Source organism: Virgibacillus sp. AGTR, from assembly GCF_016919725.2.
Classification (GTDB): domain Bacteria; phylum Bacillota; class Bacilli; order Bacillales; family Amphibacillaceae; genus Virgibacillus; species Virgibacillus salarius.
Genome location: NZ_JAJERH010000116.1, coordinates 1 through 7,515 on the forward strand (window position 1 = coordinate 1; position 7,515 = coordinate 7,515).

Annotated in this window: 9 protein-coding genes; 1 reads left to right on the forward strand and 8 read right to left on the reverse strand. The window is 36.2% G+C overall.

Going from position 1 to position 7,515, the window contains the following annotated elements:
• Positions 1-257 precede the first annotated feature (257 nt).
• The 8 genes from JUJ52_RS22150 to JUJ52_RS22185 all read right to left on the reverse strand — a co-directional run bounded on the left by JUJ52_RS22150 (position 258) and on the right by JUJ52_RS22185 (position 6,563).
• Positions 258-1,091, reverse strand: coding sequence for a mechanosensitive ion channel family protein (locus JUJ52_RS22150; protein ID WP_026681840.1), 834 nt, complete (start codon positions 1,089-1,091; stop codon positions 258-260).
• A gap of 637 nt (positions 1,092-1,728) precedes the next feature.
• Positions 1,729-1,959, reverse strand: a complete 231-nt coding sequence (gene rpsR, locus JUJ52_RS22155; RefSeq protein ID WP_026681841.1) for a 30S ribosomal protein S18 — start codon at positions 1,957-1,959, stop codon at positions 1,729-1,731.
• A gap of 20 nt (positions 1,960-1,979) precedes the next feature.
• Entirely contained in the window at positions 1,980-2,444 is a 465-nt protein-coding gene (gene ssb / locus JUJ52_RS22160) for a single-stranded DNA-binding protein (RefSeq protein WP_026681842.1), read from the reverse strand.
• 15 nt (positions 2,445-2,459) lie between these two features.
• The gene (gene rpsF / locus JUJ52_RS22165) at positions 2,460-2,750 is read right to left on the reverse strand and encodes a 30S ribosomal protein S6 (RefSeq protein WP_026681843.1); all 291 of its coding nucleotides are present in this window, start codon (positions 2,748-2,750) and stop codon (positions 2,460-2,462) included.
• Between the two features lie 203 nt (positions 2,751-2,953).
• Positions 2,954-4,054 (reverse strand): redox-regulated ATPase YchF, encoded by a 1,101-nt coding sequence (ychF, locus tag JUJ52_RS22170; protein WP_026681844.1) that lies wholly within the window; start codon positions 4,052-4,054, stop codon positions 2,954-2,956.
• A 212-nt stretch (positions 4,055-4,266) separates the two neighbouring features.
• Entirely contained in the window at positions 4,267-4,464 is a 198-nt protein-coding gene (locus JUJ52_RS22175) for a DUF951 domain-containing protein (RefSeq protein WP_026681845.1), read from the reverse strand.
• A gap of 40 nt (positions 4,465-4,504) precedes the next feature.
• A complete protein-coding gene (locus JUJ52_RS22180; protein WP_205389367.1) occupies positions 4,505-5,512 on the reverse strand; it encodes a mechanosensitive ion channel family protein in 1,008 nt (335 codons plus the stop codon).
• A 25-nt stretch (positions 5,513-5,537) separates the two neighbouring features.
• Positions 5,538-6,563, reverse strand: coding sequence for a YkvI family membrane protein (locus JUJ52_RS22185; protein ID WP_026681847.1), 1,026 nt, complete (start codon positions 6,561-6,563; stop codon positions 5,538-5,540).
• An 87-nt stretch (positions 6,564-6,650) separates the two neighbouring features.
• Here JUJ52_RS22185 and yyaC point away from each other — a divergent pair, with 87 nt between their 5' ends.
• Complete coding sequence (gene yyaC, locus JUJ52_RS22190; RefSeq protein WP_205389368.1) at positions 6,651-7,271, forward strand: spore protease YyaC; 621 nt, start codon at positions 6,651-6,653, stop codon at positions 7,269-7,271.
• The last annotated feature ends 244 nt before the right edge of the window (positions 7,272-7,515 follow it).

A 7,515-nucleotide genomic window follows, 5' to 3' on the forward strand; every position in this document is an offset into this window, starting at 1 on the left:
TCAAACATTTCAAAATAACTACTTCGCTTAACGCAGTCATTGCACTGATTTTATACTTTCTTAACTTATAAAAAAAGTTATCACCCCATGCCTAGCAATAAGCATAAGGTGATTACGTTTTTCACATGAACGTGAGTAACCTCTTGAAGAGCTTTGCTCTAAACGCTTGAGGTTACAGCACGTATTAATATATTATTTTTCTCATAGTAAAACCGTTATCAAACTAAATGAATATACAAGATAACGTATAACTCCTATTATGCTTGTTTTTCAATATACACTTGATGTGGGAAAGGTATATCAATGTTATTTTGATCAAATGCTTCTTTAATTGCTTTACGAAGCTGTCTTTCAACTGCCCACTGTTCCATATTTTCTGTTTTTGCAATAACCCGAAGTGTAATATCAGAATCACCGATTGTTTGAACACCTAACACATCTGGTCCTTCTACAATTGTCTCATTCTCTTGCTTTATCTTGTCACAGACCTCTTGAAGGACTGTCATGGCATGGTCAATATTATCATCATAAGAGATACCAATGTCAACGAGAGCTCTCATATTACCACGAGAATGATTACTTAGTGAACTAATCTCTCTATTAGGGATAAAATTCAAAGTCCCGTCAAAGCTTCGAATTTGGGTTGTTCGTAAACCTACTTCTTCGACAATACCACCGTATCCTGCTGTCGTTACATAATCGCCAACATCTAGTTGTTTTTCCAGTAATAAGAAAAAACCAGTTACGACATCACTTACCAGACCTTGAGCACCAAAGCCAATTGCTAATCCGATAATACCTGCTCCGGCAATTAACCCTGCAGCATTAATTCCAAATATACCAAGCACTATTACCAAGGTGATAAAAATGAGAACATATGAAAAAAAACTAATTGCTAATGCTTGTAATGTTTGTGTTCTACCAACAGACATCTTCTTTTTAGTCTGTACCTTTGAGAAAGAAGATTGAATTAGTTTTTTTCCAATGGCACGAGTAATCAGGAAAGCAATCAGAATTGCGACTAATTGAATGAGTATAATACCAACATCTAAAATAACTTCTTCCCATTCGATGTTTTCCAACCATTTCATTTTAAAATCGACTCCTTTGCGAGTTATGATTATAACAAAAATTTCATCTGTAAAAAAGCACAAAATAGTTTTTGATGGAGTTGTTTTCGAAATTTAACCTATTTCATTTTCCATTGTTCACCAATCCATTACTATCGCAAATCCAATATGTAAAATATTAAACGTCGTATCTTTCTTATATGGTATCAGTTCCTCATAGCTATATGCTCTGAGGAACTGTCTGAAAATGGTAATGCAATCAATAATCCCTTAATAACGCTCTATAAAAAATCTGCTTACCAAATACCACCCTTTTAAAGGGGTATAGCCAACCAAATTTGGTTGGCTATATCCCTTTAGTTGAATAAGATAGTTAATCTAGAGACCTGAATCTTGCTTCTAGAAAAAGAAGGAGTTACTATTCTCTTCCCCAATTTTATTAATCATAAACCTCCTAGATAGATTATTAAATATACGAAAGCGTTAATATAGAGTTAGCTATATGATAAGTCTATCAAATCATTATAAGAAATTCGCTAACGTAAGTGGATGACAATGATTCAATAGGAAGCATATATACCACCATTCCTTCATATGTACATATAATAATAAAAAGGCATCATAGGTCTTAGCCTATAATGCCTTTAATAACTATTTATTACTCAGCTACATATGGCAATAAAGCCATTGTGCGAGCACGTTTGATTGCTTTTGTAAGCTTACGTTGGTATTTTGCTGAAGTTCCTGTTACACGACGAGGAAGAATTTTCCCGCGCTCAGAGATGAAACGTTTTAGCAAATCCACGTCTTTGTAATCAATGTGTGTAATTCCATTTGCAGTGAAGAAACACACTTTACGACGCTTTGCACGTCCGCGACGAGCTGCCATAAATAACCCTCCTTTTCATTTTAAAATGGTAAATCGTCATCTGATATATCGATAGGCTCTCCATTATTTTTAAATGGGTCCTCTTGGTTTCTATTTGGTTCAAATTGGTTCTGGTTTCTATTTGGTTGGAATCCTGATGTATCCTGTCCTCCACCTTGAGAGGTGCCTTTAGATTCTAAGAATTGTACGCTGTCTGCAACAATTTCTGTAACAAAAACAGTTTTCCCATCCTGACCTTCAAATCTACGCGTTTGCACACGACCATCAACCCCAACCATACTTCCCTTTTTCATGAAGTTCGCTAGGTTCTCTGCTGGTCTACGCCAAACAACACAATTAATGAAGTCGGCTTCACGGTTCCCCTGTTGATTAGAGAATGGACGGTTTACTGCAAGTGTAAAGTTAGCTACAGCTACTCCACTTGGTGTATAACGTAAATCAGGATCCTTCGTTAACCTGCCGACAAGAACGACACGATTTAACATCAGAACCACTCCTTATTATTGATCATCTTCTCGAACTGCAATATGACGAATAATATCATCAGAGAACTTCGCTAGGCGATCAAATTCGTTAATCGCTTGTTCATCAGCACTGAAGTTAATGATTACATAATATCCATCACGGTAGTCATTGATTTCATAAGCAAGACGCTTCTTACCTTTTTCATCAACCTTTTCAATCTCCGCGCCATTATCAGTTAGAATTCCATTGAAACGCTCAATTAAAGCTGTCTGCGCTTCCTCTTCCATATCTGGGCGGATGATGTACATGATTTCATATTTTCTCATCCGTAACACCTCCTTTTGGTCTTAGCGGCTCCTAAATATTGATCAGCATTATTGCCTCCCGCAATAGGAGCAAGGAGTAATCGTAAATTATAATTACTCACAATAGTGTATTATACCAAATCATATTGTAAATAACAAGCCTTCGAGAGATCCTTCAATACATTATACATATATAATATTCGTCCTTAGCGGTTATTTCCTGACTATACATTAAAGCGAAAATGAATGACATCTCCATCTTTTACAACATAGTCTTTACCTTCTAACCGCACTTTTCCATTCTCTTTTGCCTGTGACATTGTTCCTGCTTCTACAAGATCATCATATGATACCGTTTCAGCGCGAATAAATCCTCGTTCAAAATCTGTATGAATAATTCCAGCTGCTTGAGGAGCTTTAATTCCTTTTTGGAATGTCCATGCACGGACCTCCTGTTCTCCTGCTGTAAAGTAAGTAGCTAAGCCTAATAAATGATAGGAAGCTTTGATTAATTTATCTAACCCTGATTCAGCTATTCCTAGATCTTCAAGAAACATTTCCTTTTCTTCAACATCAAGCTCAGCAATTTCTTCTTCAATCTTGGCACATACAACGATAACCTCGGCGTTTTCCTTTGCGGCATAGTCTTTAACCTTTTGTACGTTCTCGTTTGTATCAGGATCGGCAACCTCTTCTTCACTCACATTTGCTACATAGAGTGTCGGTTTACTAGTTAATAGATGTAGACCTTTTACCACTTTATATTGTTCTTCTGTAAAATCTAGTGCACGTACAGGCTTTTCTTCTTCTAAACCAGCTTTAATTTTGACTAGTATATCATACTCTGCAACAGCTGCCTTATCTTTCTGTCTAGCCAATTTTTCTACACGTTGAAAACGTTTGTTAACTGTTTCCAAATCAGCAAGAATTAGTTCCAAGTTAATGATTTCAATATCATCAATGGGATCAATTCTTCCAGATACATGCGTGATGTTATCATCTTGAAAACAACGTACCACTTGGCAAATCGCATCAACTTGACGAATGTGGGATAAAAATTGGTTTCCTAATCCTTCGCCTTTACTAGCTCCCTTCACAATACCAGCAATATCCGTAAATTCAAATGCTGTAGGTACTGTTTTTTTTGGTTTTACTAATTCTGTTAATTTATTTAAGCGATTGTCTGGTACTTCCACTATTCCGACATTAGGATCAATTGTAGCGAATGGATAATTCGCTGCTTCTGCCCCTGCTTGTGTAATAGCATTAAATAATGTTGATTTACCCACATTTGGAAGACCGACAATTCCTGCTGTTAGAGACATTCAACTTTCACTCCTTAAGGATTCCATTCATATAAACGCGTTTGTCATTCTAATTATAGATATTTGCTAGACAAATGACAAGCTGACAAAAAACAAAAATAGGCATAGAAACATGCCTACTTTTGCGTTTTACCCTATCACGTTGTAAATATTTCTTTCTGTCTGCTACCATTGTAACATTTTCTAGGTGTCATAGTCTATTTTAACTACTTTTATTCTTCTGCTTTTTCTAGCACTTTTTTCATTTTTTTAGTGAATTGTCTACGCGGTATCATCACACTATGATCACAGCCTAGACATTTAATTCGAATATCCATACCCATGCGAATAATTTTCCAGCGATTTTCCCCACATGGATGCGGCTTTTTCATCATGACGACATCATTTAACGCAAACTCTTTTCCTTCCATCTTGTTTTTCTCCTTTTTATCTCATTATAACTACTATTTATTATTCTCGCTCAGGTGTTTGTTCCGTTTGACTATTCCCTGATTCTTCATAATTTAATTGGTTTCTATTTGTCTGCGTTTGTTGCAGTTGTGATTTATCACGGTTGAGAATGTTATCTTTTTGTTCACGAGAATACATAACAATTCGTGGTGCAGGGATTTCAATACCTGCTTTATACAGCTTATCCTGCATTTCTTTACGAATATTTCTTTCGCCTGCCCATTGAAAGCCTGGCAGCGTATCTGCAATTACTCGTATAACAAAGTATGAAGCTTCTAAATTTTGCACACCGATAATCTCTGGAACACCGACTAGAAAATCATACTTATCAGGTAACGTTACTGCCACATCATTAATAATCTTCTCCGCATCATCTACACTGCTTTCATATGGAACGTTAATATCAACAATAGCTAGACCATTATGAATAGAGTAATTTATAACCTGAGTGACATTTCCGTTTGGTAAGATATGCATTTCACCTGTCCAACTCAATACTTTTGTAGTTCGTAGACCAATTTCTTCAACTGTTCCTTCGATACCAGCTACTCCAACATAATCCCCTACTGAGAATTGGTCTTCAAAAATAATGAAAAATCCTGAAATGATATCTCTAACAAGATTCTGTGCACCAAAACCAATAGCTAGTCCTGCAACACCGGCACCAGCTAGTAACGCTCCGACCTGAAAACCTAATACATTATCAAGTATCATGATGAACGCAATAAAGTATACAACATAGGTTATCGTACTTTTAATTAATTTTTTCAAAGTATTTTCTCGTCGTTCTGTAATTCGAATTGGGCCATTCTCTCTTCGTTTAAATAAACGATCGACTACCTTACGGGTGACTCGGACAATCATATAAGCTAGTAATAGAATTACTAGAATACGAAGTACACCTAACCCTATCGCTAGCCAAAAATCTGCCCCTGTTACATAATCCCAAAACTTAGATAATTCATCACTAAAATTATCTATTTCCTTGCTAACTTCTTCCTTATCCATATGTACCTCCTCCTGCTGTAATTACCTATGTTTTTTTATTTTCTAATTTATCCCATACCGGGAATAATAATAGTCGCGTTAAAACGTATAAATTTAGTATGCCATATATGGGGTACAAATAGTTTATTAATGTCGAGAAACCTAGTGCTGTTAATGGAATCATTGTAACCAAGGTAACAGAAACAATCAACCATAATGGTTTTTTTATATACTCCTTTATACGCGTTACGATACCCAAAATTCCAGAAGCTGCGGTTGTAAAAATAGCAAACCATAATAGAATACTCATCAGTATTAGCATTTCGAACGGGTAGTGCTTTAAAATTGCAAATAAGGGAATCTCATATAACAGTAATTCATCCGCTATTTGAATTAAGCTATTATTATAAATAAACGAGATAACACCAAGTATTAATCCACTACCAACACTTGCTATCCATATCTCCTGCTTGGACTTTACTTTGTTCCCAATTGCCCCCAAGACCGCAATTAGCGGAAGAATATTTAACGCAGTAAATGGAAATGCGGCTGTCCAATTACGCTGCTCATCCCAATGTGAAAATAAATCAAGTTGTTGATCAATGGTAAACCATAATAATACAAATAGCAGTCCTGTCAATAATAATGGTAATATAAATTGATTCATAGAAAGTAGCCCATTTATTCCCTTCATAAATAAAATAATAAGCGCAATAATTATAATACTTATACCCCACCAATAGGGAAAATTAAACGCTTGAGAAGTTGCCCCACTTCCAGCAATCATAATTACGGTTGTTGTAAAAAGATAAATAAATATCATGACATCATATATTACAGTAAGTTTCTCACCGACAATTTCACGTAGCACTGGTAAATAATGCGTCGATTGTCGTTCAAAGCTTATGGTCATTATCACTATACAACAAATCGAAAAAAATAGGCCAAATAAACAAATAGCTAGTCCACTTTCATGACCAAAAAATTGCCACAATTCCCTCCCAGAAGCATATCCAGCTCCTATTGTTGTTCCAATAATTAAAAACATCCATTTCATACCCGCACGCAGCATGTAAGTTCCTCCAATAATTTAAGAATCGATGTATAGATTTCAAAAAATTTCCGTATACTATACCAATATGTATTTGGAGGATAAGCTATGAATTTAAAAAGCAGATTAGGCCGGAGAAATGAAAATTTCCGTATGCTACATACAGAACCTAATTTTATACACGTTATGCGTGAGAAAATTATTTCCTGGATGCCGCACTCGCCACGTGATTATGTAGTGGTATGCATTGGTACGGATCGTTCTACGGGAGACTCTTTAGGCCCATTAACTGGTACACTACTAGCTGAGAAAAAAATTAAACATTTATCGATCTATGGTACACTAGATGAACCCGTTCATGCCACCAATATACATGACTATTTACAGGATATTTATAGCAATCATCACAATCCTTTTGTAATCGCAATAGATGCCTGTTTAGGGAAACATACGTCCGTTGGACACCTTATTACTGGTACAGGGCCAATAAAACCTGGAGCAGCCTTTAATAAGCCCCTGCCTGAAGTTGGTGATATTCACCTTACAGGTGTTGTTAATGTTAGTGGGTTTATGGAGTATTCTGTTCTGCAAAACACTAGATTAAGCTTAGTGATGCGAATGGCTAGTAAAACAGCGGACTTATTAGAACAGCTTGATCAGCGATTAATTTATCAGCACCATTCTCCTGCAGTTGTCATTCAAGTCTCCAATCCTACAATACCTAATTAGATTATTGAAGTGATTCGATGGTGCGTATATGCATAGAACAAAAGCACAAGCGCCCGATTAGAAACGTAGTGACTGGAGCGAGTCAAATGCTATAAAGGAATCACGGTGCGGTTGCGAGCCAATGACGACTTATCGTCCATGAAGTCGCCTAGTTTCTAGGCGTTGGAGCTGGACACGGCTCAACACGCTCCTATTTATTGACATGGGCAAATTTTATAATTACCTTGATTTCCTAAACTATTAG

Coding starts and splice junctions, on each gene's coding strand:
- JUJ52_RS22180 (WP_205389367.1), bottom strand. CDS start 5,512: ATGGATAAGGAAGAAGTTAGCAAGGAAATAGATAATTTTAGTGATGAA.
- JUJ52_RS22185 (WP_026681847.1), bottom strand. CDS start 6,563: ATGCTGCGTGCGGGTATGAAATGGATGTTTTTAATTATTGGAACAACA.
- JUJ52_RS22150 (WP_026681840.1), bottom strand. CDS start 1,091: ATGAAATGGTTGGAAAACATCGAATGGGAAGAAGTTATTTTAGATGTT.
- ychF (WP_026681844.1), bottom strand. CDS start 4,054: ATGTCTCTAACAGCAGGAATTGTCGGTCTTCCAAATGTGGGTAAATCA.
- ssb (WP_026681842.1), bottom strand. CDS start 2,444: ATGTTAAATCGTGTCGTTCTTGTCGGCAGGTTAACGAAGGATCCTGAT.
- yyaC (WP_205389368.1), top strand. CDS start 6,651: ATGAATTTAAAAAGCAGATTAGGCCGGAGAAATGAAAATTTCCGTATG.
- rpsF (WP_026681843.1), bottom strand. CDS start 2,750: ATGAGAAAATATGAAATCATGTACATCATCCGCCCAGATATGGAAGAG.
- JUJ52_RS22175 (WP_026681845.1), bottom strand. CDS start 4,464: ATGGAAGGAAAAGAGTTTGCGTTAAATGATGTCGTCATGATGAAAAAG.
- rpsR (WP_026681841.1), bottom strand. CDS start 1,959: ATGGCAGCTCGTCGCGGACGTGCAAAGCGTCGTAAAGTGTGTTTCTTC.